Origin of the sequence: Vibrio tubiashii ATCC 19109 (genome assembly GCF_000772105.1) — a bacterium.
In the GTDB taxonomy this organism is placed as follows: domain Bacteria; phylum Pseudomonadota; class Gammaproteobacteria; order Enterobacterales; family Vibrionaceae; genus Vibrio; species Vibrio tubiashii.
In genome coordinates this window covers 1-24,943 of sequence record NZ_CP009355.1, presented here as the reverse complement: position 1 = coordinate 24,943, position 24,943 = coordinate 1, and the positions used below count along the sequence as shown (strand labels likewise).

General features: G+C 44.6%; 22 protein-coding genes. 6 read left to right on the top strand and 16 right to left on the bottom strand.

All coding sequences use genetic code 11. The annotated features are described in order from the left end of the window. Window positions 1–116 precede the first annotated feature (116 nt). The 6 genes from IX91_RS15270 (at window position 117) to IX91_RS15245 (ending at window position 5,189) form a co-directional block, all read left to right on the top strand. Window positions 117–758, top strand: coding sequence for a recombinase family protein (locus IX91_RS15270; protein ID WP_174329867.1), 642 nt, complete (start codon window positions 117–119; stop codon window positions 756–758). Next, entirely contained in the window at window positions 758–1,963 is a 1,206-nt protein-coding gene (locus IX91_RS15265) for a multidrug effflux MFS transporter (protein ID WP_004746348.1), read from the top strand. Before IX91_RS15270 ends, IX91_RS15265 begins: the two co-directional genes overlap by 1 nt. Beyond that, the gene (locus IX91_RS15260) at window positions 1,960–3,114 is read left to right on the top strand and encodes a winged helix-turn-helix domain-containing protein (RefSeq protein ID WP_004746345.1); all 1,155 of its coding nucleotides are present in this window, start codon (window positions 1,960–1,962) and stop codon (window positions 3,112–3,114) included. Before IX91_RS15265 ends, IX91_RS15260 begins: the two co-directional genes overlap by 4 nt. A 132-nt stretch (window positions 3,115–3,246) precedes the next feature. Beyond that, window positions 3,247–4,146 carry a homocysteine S-methyltransferase family protein gene (locus IX91_RS15255; RefSeq protein WP_038197470.1) on the top strand — a complete coding sequence of 300 codons (900 nt, stop codon included), beginning with the start codon at window positions 3,247–3,249 and terminating at the stop codon, window positions 4,144–4,146. A gap of 150 nt (window positions 4,147–4,296) precedes the next feature. Next, window positions 4,297–4,908, top strand: coding sequence for a 3'-5' exonuclease (locus IX91_RS15250; protein ID WP_004746342.1), 612 nt, complete (start codon window positions 4,297–4,299; stop codon window positions 4,906–4,908). 5 nt (window positions 4,909–4,913) lie between these two features. Next, on the top strand, window positions 4,914–5,189 hold the full coding sequence (locus tag IX91_RS15245) for a nitrogenase-stabilizing/protective protein NifW (protein ID WP_004746340.1): 276 nt from the start codon (window positions 4,914–4,916) through the stop codon (window positions 5,187–5,189). Here the strand turns inward: IX91_RS15245 and IX91_RS15240 are convergent, their stop codons facing one another. The 16 genes from IX91_RS15240 to IX91_RS15165 all read right to left on the bottom strand — a co-directional run bounded on the left by IX91_RS15240 (window position 5,190) and on the right by IX91_RS15165 (window position 23,705). Continuing rightward, entirely contained in the window at window positions 5,190–6,869 is a 1,680-nt protein-coding gene (locus IX91_RS15240; RefSeq protein ID WP_004746338.1) for a DUF342 domain-containing protein, read from the bottom strand. A gap of 120 nt (window positions 6,870–6,989) precedes the next feature. Further along, entirely contained in the window at window positions 6,990–8,687 is a 1,698-nt protein-coding gene (locus IX91_RS15235; RefSeq protein ID WP_004746337.1) for an ATP-binding SpoIIE family protein phosphatase, read from the bottom strand. A 17-nt stretch (window positions 8,688–8,704) separates the two neighbouring features. Then, on the bottom strand, window positions 8,705–9,004 hold the full coding sequence (locus IX91_RS15230) for an STAS domain-containing protein (protein WP_004746336.1): 300 nt from the start codon (window positions 9,002–9,004) through the stop codon (window positions 8,705–8,707). Between the two features lie 42 nt (window positions 9,005–9,046). Then, window positions 9,047–10,210 (bottom strand): methyl-accepting chemotaxis protein, encoded by a 1,164-nt coding sequence (locus IX91_RS15225; RefSeq protein WP_004746335.1) that lies wholly within the window; start codon window positions 10,208–10,210, stop codon window positions 9,047–9,049. A gap of 30 nt (window positions 10,211–10,240) precedes the next feature. Then, window positions 10,241–11,281, bottom strand: a complete 1,041-nt coding sequence (locus tag IX91_RS15220) for a protein-glutamate methylesterase/protein-glutamine glutaminase (RefSeq protein ID WP_004746333.1) — start codon at window positions 11,279–11,281, stop codon at window positions 10,241–10,243. Further along, the gene (locus tag IX91_RS15215) at window positions 11,281–11,928 is read right to left on the bottom strand and encodes a chemotaxis protein CheD (RefSeq protein WP_004746331.1); all 648 of its coding nucleotides are present in this window, start codon (window positions 11,926–11,928) and stop codon (window positions 11,281–11,283) included. Before IX91_RS15215 ends, IX91_RS15220 begins: the two co-directional genes overlap by 1 nt. Window positions 11,929–11,937: 9 nt before the next feature. Next, window positions 11,938–12,795: a CheR family methyltransferase gene (locus IX91_RS15210; protein WP_004746330.1), complete on the bottom strand. Its 858-nt coding sequence runs from the start codon at window positions 12,793–12,795 to the stop codon at window positions 11,938–11,940. Then, window positions 12,780–15,179 carry an aerotaxis transducer Aer2 gene (aer2, locus tag IX91_RS15205; protein WP_004746328.1) on the bottom strand — a complete coding sequence of 800 codons (2,400 nt, stop codon included), beginning with the start codon at window positions 15,177–15,179 and terminating at the stop codon, window positions 12,780–12,782. Before aer2 ends, IX91_RS15210 begins: the two co-directional genes overlap by 16 nt. A gap of 70 nt (window positions 15,180–15,249) precedes the next feature. Further along, on the bottom strand, window positions 15,250–15,720 hold the full coding sequence (locus tag IX91_RS15200) for a chemotaxis protein CheW (RefSeq protein WP_004746327.1): 471 nt from the start codon (window positions 15,718–15,720) through the stop codon (window positions 15,250–15,252). After that, window positions 15,720–16,280 (bottom strand): chemotaxis protein CheW, encoded by a 561-nt coding sequence (locus tag IX91_RS15195; RefSeq protein WP_004746326.1) that lies wholly within the window; start codon window positions 16,278–16,280, stop codon window positions 15,720–15,722. The genes IX91_RS15200 and IX91_RS15195 overlap by 1 nt, the downstream gene beginning before the upstream one ends. A 9-nt stretch (window positions 16,281–16,289) precedes the next feature. Continuing rightward, window positions 16,290–18,374 (bottom strand): chemotaxis protein CheA, encoded by a 2,085-nt coding sequence (locus IX91_RS15190; protein WP_004746324.1) that lies wholly within the window; start codon window positions 18,372–18,374, stop codon window positions 16,290–16,292. 42 nt (window positions 18,375–18,416) lie between these two features. Beyond that, a complete protein-coding gene (locus tag IX91_RS15185) occupies window positions 18,417–18,776 on the bottom strand; it encodes a response regulator (protein ID WP_004746322.1) in 360 nt (119 codons plus the stop codon). Between the two features lie 2 nt (window positions 18,777–18,778). After that, window positions 18,779–19,063 (bottom strand): STAS domain-containing protein, encoded by a 285-nt coding sequence (locus tag IX91_RS15180; protein WP_004746321.1) that lies wholly within the window; start codon window positions 19,061–19,063, stop codon window positions 18,779–18,781. 359 nt (window positions 19,064–19,422) lie between these two features. Beyond that, complete coding sequence (locus IX91_RS15175; RefSeq protein ID WP_004746319.1) at window positions 19,423–21,420, bottom strand: tRNA(Met) cytidine acetyltransferase TmcA; 1,998 nt, start codon at window positions 21,418–21,420, stop codon at window positions 19,423–19,425. An 88-nt stretch (window positions 21,421–21,508) separates the two neighbouring features. Then, complete coding sequence (locus IX91_RS15170; protein WP_004746317.1) at window positions 21,509–22,480, bottom strand: ParB/RepB/Spo0J family partition protein; 972 nt, start codon at window positions 22,478–22,480, stop codon at window positions 21,509–21,511. 7 nt (window positions 22,481–22,487) lie between these two features. Further along, window positions 22,488–23,705, bottom strand: a complete 1,218-nt coding sequence (locus IX91_RS15165; RefSeq protein ID WP_004746316.1) for a ParA family protein — start codon at window positions 23,703–23,705, stop codon at window positions 22,488–22,490. Window positions 23,706–24,943: the final 1,238 nt, after the last annotated feature.

Here is a 24,943-nt window from a genome sequence, read left to right as displayed (position 1 = left end):
CAGAAAAATTTCACTCAGGGGCAAATTTTAAGGATTGGTTCATTTGGTGTTGACTGTAAATATGAACCACACTACATTATGAGCCATTACATCAAATGAACCATGATAAGCTGACTATGACCACTTACATCTACACGCGTTTTTCTCCCAAAAACCGAGCCTATACTGAACACCTAGAATTACTTCAAAGTGCTGCTGCAGAGAGTGAACACATTGAAGATAAAGTCCGTGGTAATGTACCGCCATTGGAGCGCCCTGGTTTCAAGCTGTTACTTGAAAAGGTCAAGCCCGGCGACACCCTATACATCTGGTGGTTAACGGTTTTTGGTCGCGACTTTTCTCAGGCCAGAAACACGCTAGAAGCACTGCTTGATAAAGGGCTAACCATCAAAACCCTGTGCGAACCATTAACTCTGCAAAGCGGCTGCACTCACACTCAATCAATGCTCAGTTTGCTGTCTGGTTACGCGAAAGTTCAAATCCAACACCGGCTATTTGCTGCTGAGTTAGGTCGAGAAGAGTTAAAGGGAGATCCCGAGCGCTGGAAAGAGAAGTTTCGTGGTCGACCTGCCGACAAACACAAGCATCAGCAGATCAAGTCTTTGCTTCTTGAAGGTGAGACGATGCAAAGTGTCGCCACTGCCTGCGATGTTAGCCTATCCACCGTCAAACGGGTCAAAGCCAAACTCAATAAACTCGACCAAGAAGGTTGTTTACGTCGTCGCGGTCATCATGGCGATCCATCTGGTGAGGTGTAATGAGTAAACCCATTCAATTTCGAACCATCTTACTGGCGTGTTTAATCATCAGTATTGGTCAGCTCAGCATGGGGTTGGTTTTCCCATCGCTGCCATGGATCGCGAAAGACTTTTCTATCTCGCTCGATCAAGCACAGCTTCTAGTCAGTGTGTACTTACTAGGCTTTGGTCCCTCACAATTTATCTACGGTCCAATTTCCGATGCTCTGGGGCGTAAAAAAGTACTGCTTACCGGATTACTGATCGCCCTTTCAGGTCTGATGGTGATCATTGTGTTGAAAGATTCCTTCAATGGCATGATATTAGGGCGCTTTCTGCAAGGGTTAGGTACGGGCTGCTGCGCAGTACTCGCTAGAGCATCAACTAGAGACAGATACAGTGGTGCCCAGTTACCTGTCGCCCTATCCTACATCGCCATGGCCGCTTCCATTACTCCATTGGTTGCGCCTGTTATCGGTGGGTTCATTAACTACCACTTTGGCTGGTCGATGGTGTTCGTTTCTTTACTTGGTTATGTCGCTATAGCCTGGGGACTACTCGCTTTCAGATTTGATGAAACGCTCTCAGCGACCAACAAGATTCCGTCACCAAAACAGATGGTACAGCAATATAAACAGTTACTAACATCGCGCTATTTCATGAGCTTTGCCAGCATAGGTTGGCTTAACTTTAGTTTGATGATTACCACTGTCTCCATCATGCCTTTTATCATGCAAGACCAGATCGGCATGACATCAGACGCATACGCACTATGGGCGATCATTCCCGCACTGGGGATGATTACCGGTACCAGTATCTGCAACCGTGTCAGACCTATGATTGGCAGCAGAAAATTACTGCTTTTTACGCCGATACTGCATTTAAGCTCTGCACTGTGGTTTTTCGTTTGTCCGCTTGAGCCTCTGTATCTGATGATCGGCCAATTGCTAATGATTCTCGGAAACGGGATTGCGCTCCCTTGTGCCCAAGCTATGGTCATGCAACCATACAAAAAACAGGCAGGAGCAGCAGCGGCAATGTCTGGGGGTGGGCAAATGATCGTTTCTTCGATTGTCAGTATGGCGCTGGTTCAATTTGGTTTAAGTCAGGCATGGCATTTATCGATTGTTATCGTGATTTTTGCGGTGATTACCCTAGGGAATATCTTGCGCGGCTTTAATGCGGTGCAGTCCATGGAGCAACAAGGAAAAAGCATCACAACATGAAGTCACTCTCTCTATCTCAAGCACAAAAGCTTGCCCTCATCGCCCAAGGGCTTCCCGTAGGAAAGTCAAAAGGCAGTGCTTACAGCAAAACACTCAACGCTTTCGAGCAACTAGGGTATGTGCAGATAGATACGATTTCCGTTGTTCAAAGAGCCCATCACCATACACTTTGGAGTCGTAACCCAAGCTATCAACCCAAGCACCTTGATCAGCTTGTCGCTGACCGCAAAGTCTTTGAATACTGGTCTCACGCCGCCGCTTATCTACCTATGAGCAACTTTCGCTACAGTTTACCGCGAAAGGCGGCGATCAAATCCGGTCAGCAAAAACACTGGTACTGCAATGACCGTCAATTGATGAGCGATGTTCTTAAGCGCATCGAGTCCGAAGGCCCACTGATGGCAAAAGACTTTGAGTCAAAAGCCCATAAAACGGATGGGTGGCATACCAAGCCGACTAAGCAAGCCTTAGAAAACCTATACATGCAGGGCGATCTAATGATTGCTGAGCGAAGAGGGTTTCACAAAGTCTATGACTTAACTTCACGCGTGTTACCCACTAGCGTCGATACTTCCATGCCAACGCCTCAAGAACACGCGCGATTTCTTGTCATGAGTTACCTCAAAGCACACAGCTTTGGTACTCTCGCGGAGATGACCTACCAGCTTAAAGACGTCAAACAGCATGTGAAACAAGCGCTACATGATTTAATAGAGAGTGGCGAAATTGAGCAGATAAAAATAGGTGAAGGCGAGTATGTGGTAGAAAGCGAAGCACTTCAGTTGCTCGACAAACGCATCAATCGAAAACGGGCAAAGATACTCTCTCCGTTTGATAATCTGCTTATTCAAAGAAAACGTGCCAATACTGTATTCAACTTTGACTATCTGATTGAATGCTACGTCCCCCAAGCTAAAAGGCAATTTGGATATTTCTGTTTACCGATTTTATGGGATGGCAAATTAGTCGCGCGGGCAGACTGCAAGGTTGATAAGAATAAGTCTGTGCTAAACGTACTTCACCTGTTCACCGAGCCTTCAATAAAGGATAAAGCGGCATTTTTAACCGCATTAGACGAAGAGCTTCAAGCATTTGCCACGTTCAATCACTGTGAACATTTTGCCATCTTGAAGCTGTCTGAAAACCGTTAGAATCATTGTGACAAAGAAACACTAGTTCCCCTAACCAATATGCCAGACTTATTGTCGATGAATTTGGTCATTGATATCTAAACCAAGATGGTTAACTATCAGCGAAGAGTCATAGAAACAAATATCGACATAATGAAAAGACTGACTATTTTAGATGGAGGAATGGGACGCGAGCTCAAGCGAATGGGCGCGCCTTTTTCTCAACCTCTGTGGAGCGCTCAGGCTCTGATTGAATCACCGCAATACGTAGAGCTTGCCCACACCAGCTTCATTGATGCTGGCGCTCAAATCATTACCACTAACAGTTACGCCTGTGTTCCGTTTCATCTCGGGCAAGAGCGGTTCAACGCTGAAGGAGCGAATCTCGCTGCAAAAGCAGCCAAAATAGCCAGACTATCAGCAGACAAAGCCTCACATGCCGTACAAGTAGCGGGCGCTCTACCACCCGCCTTTGGCAGCTACCGACCTGATTTGTTTCGTCCAGCAGAGGCAAAGCAGATCTTTAACCTACTCTATCAGGCACAAGATAAATACGTAGATATCTGGCTAGCGGAAACCATCTCAAGTTTGGAAGAACTCAACGCTATTATATCGGTTCTATCTCAGACAGATAAAGCGAGCTATTACGCTTTTACTCTTGCGGATACCACTAGTGAGCCTGCTCAATTGCGCTCTGGTCAATCGGCGCGAGAGGCAACAACACGCGTTTGTGAAGCAGGTGGCGACGGCGTCTTTTTTAATTGTTCAGTTCCCGAGGTCATGGCTAACGCGGTGACCGAAGCGAAACAAGTTCTTGATGAGCTTGGGTGCTCAATCGAGATTGGCGTCTACGCCAACAACTTCACCCCAATCGGTAATGAACATGAAGCCAATGACACCATTCAAGCGATGAGAGATCTAACGCCACAAGATTATCTTGAATACAGTAAGGCGTGGTTTGAGAGTGGCGCGACGATCATCGGAGGCTGCTGCGGAATAGGCCCTGAGCACATAAAAACGCTCAGTGAATGGCAAAGCACACTCAAGTCTTAGTTCCGACCAAATTAGCGGTAAGCGGAATCTTTACCGACAGGTTTAAGAAACTTATAATCAGGCTCGCCGCTGAAGCGTCTTCATCAACACGCTGTTTTAGCTAAACTCTCGCTTATTTACGCACCGCATATTTACCCTTTGGAGCCTTTTATGTCATCAGCAAATTCCGTTATTGTGCTCGATTTTGAGACCACTGGCTTATCGCCAAATATGGGCGATCGCGCCATTGAAATTGGTGCAGTAAAACTCGTTAACGGCGAGGTAGTGGATACCTTTCAGCAACTGATGAATCCGGGCTTTCGAGTCAGCTCCTTTATTGAGGGTTACACAGGTATTAACAACAATATGTTGGCAGGTGCGCCAAGCTGTGAAGAGGTGATGGCAGAGTTCTGTGACTTTATCGCTGACGACAACCTAGTTGCTCATAATGCTTCGTTCGATAAACGTTTTTTGGACGGAGAACTAGAGCGTATCGGTCTTTCCTACCAAGGTCACTTTGCTTGTTCGCTATTGGTTTCTCGTAGACTGAATCAGGAAGCACCAAGCCATAAACTGGGTGACTTAGTGCGTTTCAAAAATATTGACAATGATGGCGTGTTTCACCGCGCTTTAGCCGACTCGCAAATGACAGCAAAATTGTGGCTAATGATGATTGATGAAATGGAACAACAAGGTATTCACCAACCTTCGTTTGAACTGATGCAGAAAATCAGCAAAACCAGTAAACATGCGGTTGGAAAGCTACTGAGTCAGTATACGTAATAAGTATGAGTCAAAACGAACTGCAGAAGAAAATTGCTAGCTTCACGTCTATTGAGCAAGCGTTAGATTACTTTGAAATAGGTTACGACAGTAAGTTCATTGACGAGTATCGAACTGTGCTAGTCAAGCGGTTTAACGGCTACTTAATTCTAGAAAAACCTGAGGATTGGTTTGCGGGTAGACGAGCGCTTAAAAATGCCTATTGTAAGGTGCAACGGAGCCGTTTAGATAAGCACACCCGCTCGGCATGTCGCGGGTGTACTTCGTGTCAGAGAAGGTAACTAAACATCTTGCCCTACATCTTCTTCCTCTAGCATAGAGGAGAACTTAATTTCAAACTGATTGAAGTTAAATATACTCGGCCCATGAACTCGCTTGGTCGTAACTTTCTCTTCGCCAAATTGAACCGTTACGTGAGTATAGACCTTGCCTTTCACTTCAATGATAGAGTCTTCTAATGCAACTTCTAACTCCTGCTCATGGGTGTCGCGAGCATGTTTGACTTTTTCTAGGTGAGCATTGGCATCGCTCTTGTCCGCTTCGAGTTTCTCTTCCTGTTCTGGAGTACGCTCTGATTTAGGAGTTTTCTTTAACTCCAACTCCTTACGAACCATATCCATGGTTGCTTCTTGCGCTTGGGTGTATTGCTCTTTCAACTTAGCTTGCTTATCCTTAAACATCTGGAAGCGAGCAAAGGCATGTACATGAGTGGCGGTGTCACCCTCAACCCCAAGATTTACACAAGTTACTTTGTCGCCGACTTTTGCGCTACCACCGCTAAGTGTTCCTTGTCTTTCATTCGCGTCACATACTACTAAATTGTGTCCGCATCGTACTTCATTATTCATACAGTGTACGGCAAGGTGAATATCAGTGGCCGCTTGCAATTCGCTAAACTGCGCATAATTGGCTGTAATTGAACCACCCGATTTCACCACACAGCTTTTCTTCTCATCCTCAGATACGTTGTGGCCAATAATACCTTTCGCCACCTCTATGTCGCCTTGAGCCTGAACATCAGCAGACTCGATAAAACCGCCGACAGTCAGTGAGCCTGTGGTACGAACAACCATATCGGACTCAATGTTGCCAAACACAACCACATTGCCTTTAAACTTCACGTGCCCAGTAGAAACACCGATTGTTGGCAAACACAGCGCGTCTTCCACATCAACGCTCTTTTCCTTTAACACAGGCATACCGGAAACTTCTGCGACCAATAGATTGGGATTATCAGGTGATACTTTGGTTCCTTTACCCGCTTTAAGTACAGAGTCGTTGCCCGGTTTAGGAGGAATAACTTTCCCTTGGACGGTGATCCCTGGCTTACCTTTTGTTGCAGGAACTCTTTTCATTAGAGGATCGTTTGCAGAAACGGTAATGGTTTCGCCTAGATTAAGCATATCCACTTTACCATCTTCATCAGAGGCTTTTGGGGCAAGAACTTGTTTGGTTGGATCTTTGACAAGAGGAAGAAACTTAGCATCGACGCCTTGGACGGGGTTTTTACCTTTAGCAACCGCTTGAGTGAAGGTTTCTCCCGCTTTTAACTGATGACTCATCACCAGAACTTTTTTTAGTGCTAGTTTGTTAATTCCTTTGGTGACATGCGCCTGTGCAAGAGCTTGAACAATTTGCGGCCCACGAAGTGGCTTGCCTTTGTAGGCACCAACCACAACCATACTCGCCAACATGTCATGCTCTGAAAGTACGACTTCGACTGTCGCATCTTGCACTTCAGCAATCGAAATACCGACATAAGCTTCACTCTTCATCTCTTTAGCGAGATTAATAAATCGTGCAACTTCATCTTCAAGCAGCTTGTACTCATCTGCACCAATCGCTGCTAGTGCTTCATTTAACCCTCTGGTGTCGAAGTTATTATCCACCGTGATATCTGGTGATAACTTCGCGACTACCTGTTCCTTGTCTTCAGAAAAAGCGACAAACTTGTTCCACATGCCATTCTGCCTTATGTACTTCCTTACTTGAGTGTATAGAAGTTATTCCTCCAACTGTATCAAGAGTGTGACAATTTAAGGCGTACATCACTAGAAGGCGTTTTTACACTGTAAATAACGTTAGCTAGAGCTCGGAAAGTGATGAGCAGCACCTAAAGAGTACACAGCTGTAACACGACAGCCTTGTTTGGAATACTCTAACGAATCACATAATTCAGAAGCAAGAATAATGCCTCGACCGTGCGTCAGGTTCTGACCTGACGAGTTATGGGCCTTCTCGTAATCGAATCCCTCGCCGTTGTGCTCAAGTTCAAACGTTACTTTTTGTTGCTTCGGATCATAGTTCACTCCGAGCTCAATCCAAGTATCGTCATCAATTTGTTTTATTTTTTCTTCTTTCATTTGATAGAACAGAAAGAAGCCATCCGGCTGCTCTTTGATCGAGGAATCAAGCTTGAGTAAACCGTGGTCGATAGCATTGGCAAACAACTCAGAGAGAACAGAACACACTAAGTCTAAATGAGCACCACTGGTTAAAATCCCCGCTAAAAATTTACGTACCTCGGTCATGACAGTCACTTGGCGTAGCACACTGCCATCTAGGCGAAGCTTGGAGTTACAAGGAATTTTGTTGTATTGAATAGGATCAGTAGGAACGTCTTGATTATTACCATTTAAAATAGGAAATTTCATAGTCAGTATCGATAAATCATCACCCACAGACTTATCGGCAAACTGACGTACAGATTCGTAGAGAACAGGGATCACCGACTGCTCACAGGTAAATGTGGCTTCTAGGCGTTCTTGACCAAACTGCTCTCCAGACTCATTGGTCGCTTCGATAACGCCATCTGTGTAGCAAATGATTTGTTGGTCAGGCTCCAGTTTGAAGTGAAGCAAATCAGCTTCAAATTCGTGGGTTTGTAATACCCCGAGTGGCATATGGGTAGAGGTCAATCTTCTGACAATTGTGCCATCATTATCGATTAAGTAGCCATCAGGTAATCCGCCTCCCCACCAAGACACTTCAAACCCGTTTGCACGAACTTCAAAGATGCTAGCTGCCAACATCATCCCCATCGGCAGAAAACGAACCAATACATCGTTAATCTCTCGTGCAATTTCACCCAGTGAGAGCCCTTTGGCTGCCATAGAAAAGAAGGCTCTGGTTGCGGGTATCGCTGAAATCGCTGCTGGTAATCCATGACCCGTGGCATCAGCAATCATGACATACACACCGCCATGGGGACGGTTAGCAACGACGATCAAATCACCATTAAATACCGTTGAAGGGGTGGATAAATAATTAATGCCATAGATGTTTTTAACCTGTGAGCTCATCTCATGCATTAGGTTCGAGAAGATAGACTCAGCAATCGCATAGTCATAGCTGACTTGCTCACGGAACTGGCTCAGTTCATCTCGCTGCTCTTTCACTTCATTGTGCATCCTTACGATACGGCAATGAGCTTGAACTTTGGCGATCAAAACACTGCGCTCAACCGGCTTAAGAATAAAGTCATCTCCGACGGTTAAACATCGTTCAAACGAGACATGATCATCGAGTACCGTGAGAAATATAATCGGAATATGAACATCCGAAAACGCATGCTTAATTTCTTCCGCTGTAGTGAAACCATCTTTGATTGGCATCATCACATCTAGCAGAATAACATCAGGCAAACTGTCCATCTCTTTCATTGCCTCCACCACCCCTTCGCCATTTTCAAACGTAGAGACAGTTTCAGCTAGATGATTGAGCATGAATCGGCATAGCTCTCGATTGGTCGCGTGATCATCGACGATCATTACATGCATAGCTAACCCCCGAGTTTTTACTCAATGGCAAATTTCTTATCAAAGCGAGATATGGTTAAAATCTTTCTCACCTGTGGCAAGGTATTGGTTATCCGAATCATGCCATCCTCTTGACCCAGGTAGTTGTGCATATTGAGCAACATACCGAGGCCCGCACTATCAATATAATCAACTTTTCTCAGATCAATTGTGAAACGAAACTCTTGGCGGTCGTTATAACAACGACGAAATTCTTGAACCAAATTAAATCCAAACGCACCTTCAATCAAAATGGTGACATGCTTGGTTGCGGAATCAATCACTGTTTCTACTGACATTCTCTTCCCCTTTGACCTTATCTAGTGAACGTATGTAAATGGTTAGAAAAGCTCCACTTCCCCTTCTTCAATGCTTTCTTGTGATGCAGCAGGTGCGCCCCTACTTTCAATTTGAGATTGCAGCGCCGCGACTGCCTCGGCAAAATCATGCTGTTCGATGTCTTGACGAGTCCATTGTTCGCATAGGCCAATGAACTCTTGAAGATAGGCGACGGACTGCTTAGCGTAGTCACCTTGCTGCACTATGATGTCTGCAAATTGTAGCGCTCGAATGCCATTATCAACTTGGGTATGTAATAGATCACCACTTGAACGTATCTTCTGCACTTCTTGCTCTACTGAAGTATTCACTTGTTGGACGCCACGCAGCATTTCGTCGACCTTCTCCTTTGATTCAATCGCTTCGGTCATATCAATTGAAGCCATCTCACCCACCGTCTTATTCGCTTCTTGCACTGTTTGTTGCGCTACATTGATTTCAGCCTCGATTTCATCGTTGAGCTCTTTCGCTTTATGTGAAAGATTGCGCACCTCTTGTGCGACGACCGCAAATCCGCGCCCCGCTTCACCAGCGCGAGCCGCCTCAATCGCCGCATTAAGTGCCAAAAGGTTCGTCTGTTCGGATAGCCCTCTAACCTGAGCAAGCAATTTAAATACCGAATCTAGTTTGTCCGACATATCATGGATGCTGTGCACAGCCGAGATACTTTTTTCGGAAACATTGACTAAGGTATCGACAAATTGACGAATAATCGCTTCAGTCTTAGGTAGTACTTGACTGATATCGCTATCTTGGTTGCGATTGCCCAGTAAGTTATCAACCAATTCCGTGGTGATTTGGTTCTGTCCTTCCGCAAGCTTCTGCAGTTCAAAGTAGCTTTCGTTTAGCGTCTCTACTGATTCATCGACAACACTTCGCTGGTGATCGAGCGGGTTGATGAGTTGCTGAGAAATCAAATTCAGCATTGGTGAAATTTCACTAGGAGGCGTGCTGTTAGACGAGGGGGGGTTAGCACTCGCCTTTGCAGAAGGTGTTTCGCCTGTCGATCGCTTAGGCAACACAAACCATGGAATCGCCGCAGCAAGTACGGTCAACGCTACATGTGCTATCGAGGTAGACATACTCATAGCAATAGACAAAAGCACTATTTGAGACCCAATTGCGATGAAGTATCGAGTTTTTATATTACTTATTTTAGCTTTCATCGGTCTTCCTTGAGGTTGTATGTCACCTAACTAAGCATCAGGAGACAAGAAATGACATATCTGTTTGGGAACTTGCTTCAGGTCGAGCACAGATAGAGCAGCATTCATCTCGACTGCAACACGCGGCATTCCCCAAACAACCGAAGAGGCTTCATCTTGAGCGATAGTCTTGCCACCCGCTTGCTTCATGCGAAGCATTCCTTGCGCGCCATCTTTGCCCATCCCCGTAAGAATGACGCCGATTGCATTTTTGCCAACGGTTTCTGCAACCGCATCAAACATAACGTCCACCGAAGGTTTGTGCCGATTCACCGCGGGTCGGTCATCCAATTGGCAATAAAGATGATTACCACGACGTACAACGACGAGGTGTTTATCACCAGGAGCAAGATAAGCGCAACCATTGACCAAGGGTGCTCTATTCGCACTTAATTCTTTAACATTAATCTTGCTATGCTCGTTAAGCCGCGCAGCAAAAGAGGTCGAGAACATAGCGCTAATATGTTGAGTAATGATGATAGGGGGGAGTCCTGCGGGCAATGCCGATAGCACCTGCTTCACGGCTTCCGTTCCGCCAGTTGAAGCACCAATCGCTATCACTTCAACTTTACTATGGCTCTTGGGCGTGGTTAATACTTCAGTTTCAACCACAGAACTATTACCAGTCACATTAGCCCCAGCAGCCATTTTTATCTTTTCGTTAACCAGTTGCTTGTAGTTAACCATCTCAGCGGTACTTTCGACAGAAGGCTTAGGAAAATAATCAACCGCGCCAAGCTCTAAAGCCGCTAACGTCGCCTCAGCCCCATGCTGAGTGAGTGTCGATATCATGACAACAGGCATCGGGCGCAGACGCATAAGATTCTTTAGAAACTGAACCCCATTCATTTTTGGCATCTCAATATCTAGAGTAATAACATCAGGATTGTGCTGCTTAATCAGATCTCGCGCTTGAAATGGATCTTCTGCCATAGCAACAACCTGTAGCTCTGGGTCTGAGTTAATAAGCTGTGATAGTAATGCTCTAAACACTGGGGAATCATCGACAATCAAGACTTTTATTTTTTTCATTAGAACAGCTCCACGTCATCGTCATGTGGGCGATGACTCTCTTTATCCAACTGACTGGCATATTTTTCTTCTTGGTGTTGCAGGTTATGTACTTCGGTAAATGGAATACGTTTAAGCCAAGCTTTTCCGCTGATAGGATCAAACAACACTTTTCGAGGCTCTAACCCTCCTAAGTCTTGCGCGACAACATTCAATCCCTCCTGCTCAACATAACTCAAAATAAAAGCGATATTCTTTTCCCCGACCATGCTGTTACGTCCTAACATTTGGGCACCGCCAAACAGCTTGACCTGTAAGTTGCTACGTCTTGCTCCTCTTTCGATTAGTGCGTTGATCAACATTTCCATTGCGTAGCTGCCGTAGCGAGAGGCAGTAGACACGACCTCTTCTGGCTTCCACGTTTTTAACTGCGACTTATTGTCGAAAGGCAGTAAGAAGTGGTTCATTCCTCCAACCGCGGCTTCTAAATCCCAGACACAAGCCGCTATACAAGAACCTAACCCAGTGGCAATAATTTCATCGGTCTTACTGCTGCAATAAACCCCGCCAGGAAACACCTTCACAATGTGCTTTTCTTTAGAAGGATGGTAGAAGCGATTAAAGTGACTGTTTTCGTACTTGGGTGTTTCAGTTCTTGCCCAGTTCATTGTCAGTGCCTACTTTTTTACGTAAATGGTATGTCCTAGATGATGAAAGATATCTAAGCTCGCAGGCACACCCTCTGAATGACCTAAAAACAGTACCCCATCGGGTTTTAACTGCTGATGAAAGCGTTTAATTAACTTTTCTTGGGTTTGCCTATCAAAATAAATCATCACATTGCGACATGAGATGAGGTCAAACTTATCCTCAAAGTTCCACTTTTCAAGTAAGTTCAACCGATGAAAATTGATTCTTTTTTGTAGGCCAGCTTTGCACTTAAGACTACCTTGATACTGCCCTACCCCCCGCACAAAACAGGGTTTAAGATATTTTTTGGGTATGCTTGCGATGGCCTCATCGCTATAAATACCCTGTTTTGCATGCGCCAAAACTTTGGTGTCGAGATCCGTGGCAGTAAGGCTGACGTCATCAAATTGGGATAGCGCGTTCGCCCAATGTAAGGATGAAATTAAGCTATAGGGCTCTTCCCCTGTAGAGCACCCAGCAGACCAAACTTTAAGTCTTTTAACCCCTTGTTGACGCCACTCTTTCATTAAGACTTTTTCGATAAACTCAAAGTGGTGATACTCGCGGAAAAACTGCGTTTTATTGGTGGTTAAACAGTTGATAAAGTTAACCTGCTCTTGCGGGTCTTGTTCTATAACTTGGCGATACTCACTAAAACGCTTGAGGCCTAGCCGCCTAAGCTGACGGCTAACCCTTCCATACACCATGGTTCTTTTTCGATCTGAGAAGAAGATGCCCACGTTCTTGTGCATGAACCACTGAATAAACTTGAAGTCTTTTGCAGTCAGTTCGAACTCTTCGTTGTCTGGCATCGCACTCTCAGTTTGAGCTAGAACTCTTCCCATTCGTCTCCATCCTCTTCAAGCTTGAAGCTTGAGTTCGCCACTTTCGGTGTTCGAATCTCACGGATATTGGTATCGCGAGCCCCCTTACCTTTGGGCTTTGATTCAAATGTGGTGACATTATTGTCAGTGGCAAAGAAGTTCATTAGGTGGAGTAGCTCTTTACCTTCATCTTTAAGTGACTGACTCGCCGCTGAGGTTTCTTCAACCAAAGAAGCATTTTGCTGAGTCATCTCATCCATAGTGGTGATAGAGCGATTAATCTCATCAATACCCGTAGATTGCTCAAGACTAGAAGAGGCAATTTGTGCGATAAGCTCTGTCACTTTTTGCACCGCTTCGACGATTTCGTTGAGCGTTTCTCCTGATTCGTCGACTAAACGAGAGCCTTCATCGACTTTCTCAACACTGTCTTTGATCAAGCCTTTAATCTCTTTCGCCGCCGCCGCACTACGCTGTGCTAAGTTACGAACTTCACCCGCAACCACCGCGAAGCCTCTACCTTGTTCACCCGCTCGCGCAGCCTCTACCGCGGCGTTTAGTGCGAGTAAGTTGGTTTGGAAAGCAATCTCATCGATAACGCCAATGATGTCAGCAATCTTCTTACTGGCGGTATTAATCTCAGCCATAGCAGAAACTGCCTGTCCAACGACTTCGCCCCCCTTACCAGCTTTTTTCGCTGCATCATCAGACAGCTCGTTAGCGCCCTTCGCATTGTCCGCATTTTGACGCACAGTTGCCGTCATCTGCTCCATACTTGCCGCAGTCTCTTCTAAGTTGGAAGCTTGAGCTTCTACACGTTGGCTAAGGTCATTATTACCTTCAGCAATCTCTGTAGATGCTGTCGCAACTCGAGCAGAAGATTGAGTAATCTTGTCAACCATGTTCCTTAAGTTGAGGATTGAGGTGTTCACCGCATTGGAGAGTCGGGCAAATTCACCGGTATTATCTTCCGGCATAGTGGTATTAAGATTGCCATCAGCGACTTGACTCATCACATCGATACATTGCCCAATAGGTGTCACCATGGTATCGAGCAAGTTATTGATTCCATCACCAAGTTCTTTCATAAAACCGTTATAGACACTGGTATCAATACGCTCATTTAATTCACCTGCAATGGCTTTCTGAATCAGTGATTCGACTTGGCGCTGACCATCTTGCTGCTCGGTAATATCGACCCACTGGAGCGCGGGTCCAATATAGTTACCTTCACCATCACGCATTGCGATACAGGTAAGATTAAACTCCAACCCGCCTACAGCTATATTTGATGAGAAAGGAAGTCTGTCTGGATTATTGATAATGCTACGTTGATTAGCAGGATTCTTGTGGAAAACATCAATGTTCCTACCAACGAGATTACTGGCATCAAAACCTGGGAGTGCCTCTTTGAGATCTCTCTCACGACTACTCAGTAGGGTCTGTAAGGCAGGATTAAGATAAGTGATGATACCGTCCTTATTTGCCATCATTAGATTCGTTGTCATTCCAGAAACAGCAGAGGCTAAGCGACCAATCTCTTCTTCTTGAGCACGTTCTTCCGTCACATCACGCCACTCAAGAGTATTGCCAATATAATTCCCTTGAGCATCATGGATAGCGGCAACGTTTAGCTCAATTTTTATATCCGCTATGGTGATGTCTGTGCTGTATGGTAAGTTGCTTGGATCAGCGAGAAGTTGACGCTGGTGAGCAGGGTTTCTATGAAACTCATCAATACAACGCCCCATTAACCATTCTTCACTCGCCGTAAAGCCAGACCAGACGGTTCGCATTGTCGCTTCGTGTTTCTTAAACAGAGTGATAGTCTCTTGGTTCGCATAGGTAATTTGAAAGTCTCTATCAATCATAACCATTGCTGTCTGAGCTTGGTTTACAGCAGCTTGTAGGCGAGAGATCTCATTGTTTTGTTTCACGCTCTCTGTTACGTCAGACCATTCAAGAGTGTTACCGACATAGTTGCCTTGAGCATCGATAATCGCGCCGACGTTAAGCTCAATCAGAACGTCTTTCACTTGAATGTTGGTGGTATAAGGCAGATTGGATGGGTTAGACAACATCTGGCGCTGATGACTTGGATTCGAATGGAACAAGTCAATGCAGTAGCCTAATAAAAATTCTTCCGTAGCACGAAAATTGGGCCAGATGGATTGAAACAAAGCTTCATGAGTTTTTAGCAGATCGACTGATTTTTGATTGAGATAGGTGATATTGAAATCACGGTCAATCATCATCAAAGCCGTTTGCGCTGCATTTAATGCAGAGAACAGCTGTTCCTTGGTGACACCTTGTTCGTGCTCAGGTTCAAATTCTTCAGTTAGTGTGTCCTGCGTAGGTGCTTCAAATTGAGCAGCAGGCGCTGTTTTCCGATTCCAAAATGCCATGAGTTTTCCCTCACTGGTTGCTTCTTCTGACGTGTTTTACCGAAACGAATAGACCACATTCATCTTGGTATTAGGCCCAACTCTCTTCCTCTTGGTTGGGTACAGGAAGCTCGACAACATCAAATAGAGCCTCCAAGTGAATAAGTATTAAATGCCCGTTAGTCACCGATGCAATACCGCGCACGTAGCTATGATCGACGCTGGTGGAAACATGGGGTGACGGTTTTATTTGTTCTTCTGTTAACGGGTAAACTTCTGACACGCCGTCGACAATGATGCCAAGCGGGTGTTTATGTGAATCATTTAGCACGATGACAACCGTCGTCGAACTTATCTTTGCCGGAGACAAGCCAAAGCGCATTCTGAGATCGACGATAGGCACGTATTCGCCTCGAATCTCTAGCACGCCTTTCATGTATTCTGGAGAATTCGGAACTTCACGAACGGCATTCCATCCGCGAACTTCTCGTACATCCAAAATAGGCACACCATACTCTTCGTCTTCCAATACAAAGCTGAGAAACTCTTCTGTCATAATCATTATTCAGCCCTCAGAATTCGGTCGATATTGAGTAGCTCTTCAGTATCGAGTAGTGACATAACGTGGTCACCCACATTGATCAGACCTTGCAAGTAAGGTGTGACTTTAGACTCTCCAACCGCAGGGTAGAGATCGTTGTCGCCACGACTAACTACATCACTCACCCCGTCGACCACAAGCCCCATCAAGCGCTCCTGATCTTCATCGCTGTAGCGGAGTACAATAACAACGGTTGTCGGACGATAATCATTAGATCCGACAGCGAACCTCAACCTGAGATCCACCACAGGGACAATCATTCCACGCAAGTTAATAACCCCACGCACATATTGAGGTGCTCTTGGTATTGGGGTTGGGCGCTCCCAGACTCGAATCTCTTCCACATCTTTGATTTCTACGCCATACAACTCGTGAGCGAGTTTAAAGCTGAGAAAGTCGGCGCTTTCGCTAACTTCTCCACTGACGTTGTCTAACAATGTTTCCGCCTGAGCTTCAATATTCTGCTTAGCGGCATCTGACATATCATGAATATTGGTTACTTCGCTGGTCACTGCTTCCATGCTCGCTCCTTAGGCAGCCACGCCTTTGTGAGTGGTTTCAGAGGCTTTTTTCAAGAAGTTGGTGATCAGTCCCTGAATATCGAGAATAAGCGATACCGAGCCATCCCCTAAAATGGTCGCACCCGAGATACCCGCGACTTTGCTGTAATTGGACTCCAAGCTCTTAATGACCACTTGTTGCTGATCCAGCAGTTCATCAAGCAATAGACCGACTCGATTACCAGCGGCTTCAACAAAACAGAGAATACGCTGCTCTAAACCTTCGCTATTGCCCATTTCGAGCTCATCTTGAAGACGAAGAATTGGAATGTTTTCTTCACGGAGGCGATAAAGTTCGATTCCTCCAGAGGCGAGCTTGATACAATTAGGATCAATTTGAATTGACTCAACAATCGTAAGGAGTGGGATCACATACACTTCCCCACCCACTCGTACTAGCTGTCCGTCGAGAATAGCAAGGGTTAAAGGCAAGCTAATGGTAAAGCAGCTTCCTTCACCCAGCGCAGATTCCACTTCAATATGTCCGCCAAGCTCTTCGATATTTCGGCGCACGACATCCATACCTACACCGCGACCAGAGATATCTGAGACTTCTTCAGCGGTTGAAAAACCAGGGGCAAAGATCAGGTTCATGATCTGTTTATCGGAATACTCTTCGCGGCGAGATTCGGCGGCAAGTACGCCTTTTTCTAAAGCTTTGTTCCATAGCTTGTCACAGTTGAGCCCCGCACCATCATCCTTGATTTCGATAACTATCGAGCCACCTTGGTGATAAGCATTAAGCCCAATGGTTCCCATTTCGCTTTTACCTGCATCTAGACGCTGCTGAGGCTGCTCGATTCCGTGATCGATACCATTTCTGACTAAGTGAACTAAAGGGTCAACAATGCGCTCTAGAACCGTTTTGTCCAACTCGGTCTGCTCACCTTTTATTTGCAAATCGACCTGTTTATCCAGTCGGCTCGATAAGTCACGGACAAGACGAGGAAAACGACTGAACGCAAAGCTCATCGGTAACATGCGGATATTAAGGACATTTTCCTGCAGGTCTTTGCTGTTTTGCAGTAGCTGATCTAAGCCAGTCTTGAGCTTCTCTAGCTTTTCAATCGTGAAGTCGTTGCCTATTTCTGTCAGCATGGATTGTGTAATCACGAGCTCACCGACTAAGTTGATCAAGCTATCGACTTTATCGATATCGACGCGAATAGAACTCACATTAGAATCTGATTTAGCCACCTTAGTCGATTTGTTTGGTTCTTTGCTTTTTGCTGTATTCGCAACTTTCGAAGCAGGATTTTCTACGCTCTCTGCTTGAGTTTGCTCTGCAGCATTTTCAACAATATCTGCGGACGGTTCTTCCGCTTGCGGAGCAGGCGCTTTTTCAATCGTTAGATCACACTCATCTTCTACCCACTCAAACACTTCTTGAATTTGCGCCTCTTCGACGCCGCTATCTAGCTCTGCTGTCCAAGAGAGGAAACAGAGTTCAGCTTCAATGTCATCGATTTCAGGTAGCTTTGTTGTATCCGCAATAATCTGGCAAGACTCATCAAGATCTTTCAGCTCGCGCAGAATACGTAATGGGTCATTACCACTGAAAAACATTTCAGGATGAGGAGAGAAGGTGATCTTCCAAGGTTGGTTAGAATTCGTGTCACTAGCTTCTTGATTCTGTTCCGGATGAACATCTGCGGTATCTGTTGGAGCTTCACCGAGTAACTTGGCTAATTTAAGTCCGACTTCTTCTTTTAGCGCGACGTTAACTTCGTTACCCAACTCGTGACCTTCGAGCATGCTGTGAATACAGTCACCACTTTTAAGCAGTAGGTCGATCGTTTCAGCGGAAAGTGAACGCTCATTGTTGCGCACCAAATCGAGATAGGCTTCGACGTTATGGGTAAACTCGCTGATATCAAGTAGATTAAACGTCCCTGCCCCACCCTTGATTGAATGGGCAGCGCGAAATATGGTGTTGATTGACTCTTCTTCTACCTGAGTCGGATCTAAGTTAAGTAATACATCTTCCAGCACTTCAAGATTTTCACGACACTCCTCGTAAAACATCTTGCGCAGCTGTTCCATATCTAAAGCCATATTGTAGCCTCACCAATTGACGTTACTGTGAGAAAAAACCGTTTAGATGACGCGTTTTAGTGTTTTTAGTAGCGTATCTGGGTTAAACGGTTTCACTAACCAACCAGTTGCTCCCGCTGACTTACCTTGTTGTTTTTTATCTGTACTGGTTTCGGTCGTCAGCATCAAAATCGGGATAAATTTGTATTGCGGCTTTTCACGCAGTGCCTTCACTAACTCGAAGCCTCCCATATTTGGCATGTTGACATCGGATATCACCACATCAAATTTGGATGTTGTCACCTTGCTTAACGCATCTCTCCCATCGTTGGCGGTTTCAACGTCATACCCTGCATCGCGCAAAGTGTGACTCACCATCTGACGAATTGAGACGGAATCATCCACAGCTAGAATTTTAGTCATATTTACAGTTCTCCAACTTCAGTGTTCATATCAAACTGATCATCCAGTCCAAGTGTACTAATACCTTCGATCAGTGACGGAGTAGGTTGTACTAGTTGAATGTCTATCTGATTGGATTTGGCAGAGAGGAATAATGACGCCAACGCCTGAATACCAGCAGCATCAACGCGGCTGACATGTGACGCATCTACATTGAGTTGATTGTCTTGAGCAAGCCAAGTTTTGTATTGGGTCGCGGAGTCGAGTACCATAGAGATATCTAATGACTCAGGTAACAAACATTCCATGTTTTCAACCTTAACTACTTTGTTATTATTCCTAGCCGATATTAAGCATGTTGCTTAAGAATGAGTGTAGGAAGGAATCATTAATTCGCAAGTTGCTTATATACGGAATATGGATGAGTCTTTGTTGATAGAATTAAAGCTATCGGAGTTTATCTATACTTTTTAGATAATTACATTAAGTTGCATCGTTTCAAAAAAATATGACTTTTTTCGATAGATGAATCAATTTTGAGGAACTTTGTGAAGCATGATTTCAATTTACAGTGTAAAAAAGTCGTTGTTTACACTGTAAATTCTCAACTCTAGTTGCGAAGGCGATACCCTTTTACAGTGTAAATTGGAGAGACGAAACCACTAACCTAGTTGCCACTAGTGATTGAAGAGAGAAGTTGGGCTCTAAACTCTTGTTCGATTTGCTTACTCCCCGCAAAACCAAACTCCTTTGCACACCATTGCCAGTCTCTTCGCTGAACCACTTTTCGAATGAACAAGTCACTCATGTTACCGAGGATATGAGGAGAGCTCTTCCACCATGAATCAAGTAGTGGCACGACGCTATCGAAGCTCGCTCCGCCGTGACAATAATGTTTTACTAGGCTATTCAAGTTAGGCTTTTCAACGGAAGCATTATCTTTTGTGAGTAAACTACGGACAAGTTCAATCTCAAGTTCACGGTAAGTTTCACTCACGGCATATTGAAAAGAGAGGTCAAAGTAATCCTCTATTTGATGACGCCAATCTAGACCACCATTCACCATGACGAGTGAATATGTACCACTCGCCTGCTCTCTTTGACTGCCTAGCTTAGCCGAAGTAAACCCACAGCTACGCCAAAAATCGACCAATTCCGCAGTAGCACCAAAGCTGGTGGAATAAAAATCGTAACCTCCACTCTGGATAAGTTGCTTGATCATTGCCTTGCCGATGCCTGCTCTCTGCATACTAGGGTGAACAGCGATACGCATGATTCTTTGGCTCGACTGCAGAGCGGCCTCAGTCATGCCCAGTTGATTGGCTAATAGACTAGGAACTAGTTGCCCACGGGGACGACGCTTACCTAATTGAACTTGCTCAACAAGTTCTGGGGTCAATTTCCCTTCCTCGACGGTGAGCATGCAACCAAGGCATTGGTCATCATCCAATATCGCGTGCAACTGTATCGCATCATCTTCTAGCAACAACATTAAGTCATTGGGTGAGGTCTGATAATGAGCATTCACCAACAAAGCAAAACACCTTCTAAGAATCGAAGGCTGATCGACGAGCATCTGCTTATCGAGCTGAATAAGTTGATTCAACGAAGCTTGCTGTTTCACATCGGACAAATCAGCATCTAATAAGAACGCATCAAAAAGCCACTGCTCAAGCGGATCTCCCACACTCCAGCGGATTGGCGCATCTAGATGGAAAAACTGTGCGCCTGGGCGCTGTTGCTTGAGCCAAGTTTGGAACTTAACCGTAAAGCCTCGGCCACATCCTTCATAACCATGAATCGTGGTAGAAAAGACAGCGCGATGATGCTGCTCAACCATGGTTTTCAACATCGGGATTGGGATAGCAGATGCTTCATCGACAAACAAACAATCACACGCTTGCTGGCTGCGAAGCAATTCATCGGGGGCGACAAACTCTAGCACTGATTGCTGAAATTGAAGCCGACCTTTATCCGCAGTAGCTTGAGATAGTAGCCTTTGGGCATGCTCAAAAACTGGCTGAACGGTCGCTAAACTCGGCGCAGTCACCACAATATGGATAGACCGTTCTTGCATGAGTTTCGCGGCAGCAATACCCAACGCACTGCTTTTTCCTCTACCACGATCGGCAGTCATCACAAGAGGACGCTTACGATGCCCTTCAACGACTTTGAGGATCTTCTCAATGGCTTGGTTTTGCTGCTTGAACTTATCATGCGCTTGATTTCCACCGCACTGAGGTATTGATAGCTCGCTGCCCTCTTCAACCAAAATGAGATTGTGAAAAGCGTTATCTAGCCATCTGTGAGCGAGCGTTGGATTGCTAACTTGCTCTGGTAGAATAATCACCAGTCCGCCGCCTCTTACACAGCCTGTTGCGGCAGTGAAACTATTGGCGTCAAACCCATCTCGGAAATCACAGCACAACAATAGGCATTCCTGCCCTAAGAGTTGTTGGCCTTTCTTGTAACTGACATGCTTTTCAACTTCATGTTTACTGTCACCTCCTAGGAAGAAAACATTCTTACTCGCAACCAAAGAAAAGAGCGTATCGAGGCATTGCATCTGCCAATGTTCACTACCTTGTAAGACGACACCATAACGATGATTAGACTTAGCGGATAACGCGAGTAAATTGGAAAAATAGTCTTTGATTGCAGTCATGAACTCATAAGCGCGATAAGATTGGAATTAGCGATATTATGGCATAAAAAAAGCCGCAAATAGCGGCTTAATAAATGAGTGTGATGACTTAGTGTAGCTTCTTCGCAACTAGGTCTAGTAACTCTTGCATCAAAGCGTCATCAACCTTTTTCAAGTTTAACGTCAAGTTGCTCCCTTTGCGGGTATAGCTAGCGCGACCCTTCACTAACTCTGTTTTAGCCACGGCGGATTTCTTAGTTGGTGATAGCTCTTCAATCCAAGCTTCGATGGTTTCTGTCACTTCTTTAGTGATTCGAGCCACCCCTTGAGATTGAGTACGCTGCCAAACAAAACCTTCATCTGAGCTGCACTTATTGAGAAGTTTGCTCTGCTTATCTGACTCCAAAGCATTAAATTGCTTATGCAGTTTAACGATTGTTGGGCGGCCTAGCTCAGCCACATTTGGGTAAGCTTGTAGAAGTTCAAGCGGAAGATCAGCAGCTTTGAGTGCGCCACTCACTAGTGCTTCACTGCACTGGAACATCTTGGCTAAAGCTTTTTGGTCTTCAGCTTCCCCACTTTCCAGTTTAGCTAGCATCTCGCGACCTTTCTCATACAAAGACAAAGGTTTATGAGCGTTCGCGACGTCAGACAAGAACTTAGCGTGTTCAGTGCTAATATTCTCTCCGACATAAATCATGAACTCTTTGTCTGCAAGAATACAAGACATGCGACGGCGACTACCATCGAGGACTTCAATCTTGCCATCTTCACGTCGACGACCGACTGCTGGATATTGCTGACCACGCTCTTTTAACGTAACCAACACATCTGATAACGCATGTTCGTTTAAGAACGACTGCTCACGAGCGTTTTCTGCAAATACAACCGTTGACTCACCTATTTTTTCAGCAGGAATACGCACTAATTCGAATTGAACTTTCTCTTCACCAGCAACGGCAAGTTCAATCACCTGAGCTTGTTCTTTCGCCGCTTGTTGCGCTTCTTGCGGTGTAGTGACATGACGCTTATTCGCCTTGCCAAATAATCTCGCGTTTAAATCTGAAGTTTTAATTGCCATTTTCTAATTACCCCTGATTTAATGATGACCAATGACTATGCAGAACTCGTTCAAGTTCTAATGCACTTTTTTGCACCGCATCTTGCGCAGTCGCTAGGGTTTTCTTACCCCCTTCAAAGTCGCCTGTCGTCAAGTCAAATACCGTGCTGTAGGTATCAGCACATGTTTCAAAAGCGCGGCTACGAGGAATAGTCGCCATCGTTACTTGGTCACCTAATAAATAATTCATTTCGGTTAATACTGCGACCTGCTTTTTGTTGTCATCTTCAAACATAGTCGGCATTAGACGAACAAACTCAAGACCCTGCCAATCTTCTGGGAACATTTCGTAAACGGTTGGCAAATGCTGGAAGAAGTTAACCGTTGATGCCCAGTCCAAACGCTTCGCAGCACACGGAATCAGTAGCGCGTTTGAGGCGTACATAGCGTTCCATACCAGTGGATCGACGTGTGGGCCAGTATCAATCATGATGACATCGAAGTCGTCAGCAATCTGATCGATCAGTTTTTCCTTCAGCAGCTTCACGATATCCAAAGACTGATTCTGCGATAAGTGTTGCCACGCTTCAGCGTTAAACATCGCATCTTCAGGGAAAGCAGAAACCGTCTTTAAGTTTGGATACTGTGTGGGCAGCAGGACATTTTTATGTAGGAACTCGTTATCGACTTCCACCCCTTCTGGCACATTATCCAACATGATATCAACGGCTGAATAGATGTTGTCGTGGTCGGTCAGACTAATTTGTGGGTTTAAGAATAGACGTAGTGACCCTTGAGGATCTAAATCGATAAGACAAATACGGTAACGCTTATCTAAATTCAGCGCTAAGCAAGCCGCAAGGTGTACCGCTGTCATCGACTTACCTGTACCACCCTTTTGGTTTTGTACGTTGATGATCCATGGCTTATTGTCACCATTCTTCTTACGTTCATGAAACTTAGGGATGCCCGCCGCATCCATCAACATATGCGCTTCTTGCAAAGAGATTGAATAATGGTTGGCATTATTCTTAGTGAATTGGTGGCCAGACTCTTCAAGCTTGCTAATTGCATCATCCAATTTACGTCGAGTTAAGCCTGAACGCGTTTCCATCAACGCTTTCGACATTGGAGGAAAATGCTCATCGCTGCGTTCTTCCAAAACTATTTCGATACGATCAGCTTGAACCTGAGCTGTTTTTTCTGCTAGCTGAATGAGACTCTCAATCGTATGTTCTCGTTTCATTTGCCAAATTCCGTTAGTAGTGACCTGATGATTATTGTACAGCACTTTGCACAACACACAATAAAAAGGTGAACATGCAATTATAGATATTAATCACATTAAATAGAAATACGACATGTATTTTAAAGTCAAAGAGCAAAAACAGGTCAAATCATTGTTAAAAAGTTCTTTATAACAACCTTAAAGTCTGACAACAATAAAAGTGTTACAGCATCACTTATTTACAATGTAAAAATAATAGTAAATGCATCTAATCAGCTACCTCTCCGGAACGATTAAGAATTAGCTCTATTTTACGGTTGGTGCAATTTTGACTTAAGTCGCGCAGCAAAATGAAAAAGCCTCCAACCAAGTAGCCAAACTCGTTCATGCTAGAAATACACCGCGCTAGAACTTTATTGGAACAATGATCAAGGAAGGCATGGTGATCATGCTTTCGGCAAGTTTTGATGTTTAGGGAACGATGATCAAGGAATTTTCAGCTCAGAAACAAAGGGATTCTAGATCCTAAACAAATGATCAAAGATCGGAACAATGATCAAGTAACACTATCTACCGGAAGCATGAAAAAATACCATCGAATTACGGACGAATGCAGATGGACTAAGAGATAAGAGCCGATAAGGCATTAAGAGAACGAATTGTTGAATGACAGCTTAATCAATGCAGGAACGATGTCATTTACTTGATCATGCTTTCGGAACAATAAAGACTAGCGAATAAGGCACAACAAAATAGGCAACTTGTCGTTCAACTAAAGATATTGTTCAGAGAGTAATCAATATCCGCAATTACATCCTCTTCCTTGATCATTCTTTCGCAAACGAGAACAGGAAAAAGACAAGCTTTCACCGTCCATCCCAAACAGTTATCCTTCGTCTTGTGGATAAAGTGTGTAGGGCTGATGATCATGCTTTCATAGACACGTTGATCATAGATTCGAATCAATGATGATCATCGTTCTAGTAATATTTGATCATGCTTTCAAAGACTTATTGATCATGCTTTCGGGGTTTTCATGATCATGCTTTCCAAGCGTTAAAAAAAAATCCTTTTATCTACATGCACTTACAAGCCTGGTAACGCTCGGATCAATAGATCATATAATCAATTAAGATCAGATTAATCAAAAAGATCAGTTATTTAAAAGCAATAATTTTTTCTTTATTTATGATCTTTTTTTCTTTATTCTTTCGGAACTATAGCGATATTACGGCTAGTGTGACACGGATCTAATA